The sequence below is a fragment of the Halanaerobium saccharolyticum genome (assembly GCF_004362045.1).
Classification (GTDB): Bacteria; Bacillota; Halanaerobiia; order Halanaerobiales; family Halanaerobiaceae; genus Halanaerobium; species Halanaerobium saccharolyticum_C.
Genome location: NZ_SNWX01000069.1, coordinates 1 through 1867, shown reverse-complemented (window position 1 = coordinate 1867; position 1867 = coordinate 1). Strand labels below are relative to the sequence as shown.

Here is a 1867-nt window from a genome sequence, read left to right as displayed (position 1 = left end):
TATGATTGCACTGCGAAAAGTCTAAAATAATTCAAAACGAACTAAATTTACAAAAATATTGCTAAAACAAAGCCTTCAAACCTGGGCATCCATTCTTAAATATGATATAATTAAAGTATCATTAAGCTATGGAGTGATAATCATGTTTAAACCCTATGAAGAAGATAAAAGTGTTGCTTTTGGTGATTTTGATGTTAATTTACCTCAATCTATTGTTGAAGAACTGGATCAGGGCTGGCCTGGTAAATTCAAAACCCATATTTTCGATAATATTGATGAATATAAATTTGCTGACATGTATTCTGAAGATGAAGGCAGACCATGTTTCCCTGTTAAAGTAATTACTTCACTTGAAGTTCTAAAACATCTCCTTGATCTTAGCGATAAAGAACTTTTAGCTTCTTTTCACTGTGATATCCGATTCATGAAAGCTGTTGGCTTAAAAAGAGCCGGACAGTTAACTCTAGGTATGAGGACTATCTATGATTTTCGTGAAAATCTGGTTGATTACATGGCTGAAACAGGTGAAAATCCTCTGGACGAAATTTTCAACGAACTGCTTGCTGAATTTTTAGAGGTTGCTGAACTTGATACAGATATTCAGCGTATGGATTCCACGATGGTAAAAGCTAACATAAAGCATCTTTCCAGAATTCAGTTAATGCGTAAGGTTTTTGAAAATTTTGTCAGAGAATTATCTGAATCTCAAAAGAATAGAATCCACAAAAATATTCTTCAGATTCTTGATGATAGTTTTTCTGAATACCTAAATAACCATGAAAAAGAAGATATTCTAAATACTCTTCTGGGTAAACTAAACTCTGTCAAACAACTATTTAAAAATGATGCCAGTATCAATGATACCAGAGTTTATCATCACCTTTGTAGGGTTGTAGAAGAACAGTCAGTAGAAACCAGCTCCCAGCTTAAAGCAAAAGATGATGCTGAAATAGAATCTTCAAGTCTACAAAATCCAAATGATGAAGATGCAACATTTCGCAAAAAGGGTTTAAAGTCTCATCAGGGATATTCCTGTAATATCAGTGAGACAGCATCTCCAGATAATCCTGTTCAGATGATTACAGATGTTTCTGTGGAACCTAATATTAACAGTGATGTTGATTTTTTAAATGATAGACTGGAGGAAATTAATATTAAAGCTCCAGTTGATAAACTTGTAGTTGATGGTGCATATTATGGATCTGATTCTGTCAAATCATCTTTAAAGACTGAGACTGAAATTATTCCAACTGAATTAACTGGCAGAAATCCTAAATATTCTACTGCTAATTTTACACTGTCTGATAAGCAGGGAATAATCTCCTGTCCAATGGGACAAAAACCTGAACGAGATAAGTATCTTGAAAGCAGTGATACCTATGCTGCCTGGTTTGATAAAGAGACCTGCAAAGACTGTGAATTTAGATCAAAGTGTCCTGTTAGTGAACAGAAAAAATCAATGACTGTCAGGTTTACTCAAAAAAGACATGATAGAGATAAACTCAGAGCCAAACTGGCTGGTGAAGAATATCAGGAAATCAAAAATTCAAGAGCTGCAGTTGAAGGAACATTCTCTGCCCTTAAAAGAGCACAGGGACTTGATAAATTCAAAGTCACAGGACTGCTCAAGGCTAAATGCAGTAGTGTGTACAAAATGATCGGCTACAACTTAAAACAGCTAGTCAGAGCATTAAAAATGAAATCAAAACCGGTAATATGCACTTAAAAGGTTCACTCCAGGGCTAAATATATGGTTCTGGAATAATACATTCTCAAATATCACCGGACAGATGTCCTAATACCATTATTTAATTTTTTAGATTTTTATTTTTTGAATTATTTTAGACTTTTCGCAGTGCAATCATAT

General features: G+C 34.0%; 1 protein-coding gene. It reads left to right on the top strand.

What is annotated here, in order from left to right:
- Window positions 1–142: 142 nt before the first annotated feature.
- Complete coding sequence (locus DFR79_RS15995; protein WP_133516451.1) at window positions 143–1726, top strand: transposase; 1584 nt, start codon at window positions 143–145, stop codon at window positions 1724–1726.
- The last annotated feature ends 141 nt before the right edge of the window (window positions 1727–1867 follow it).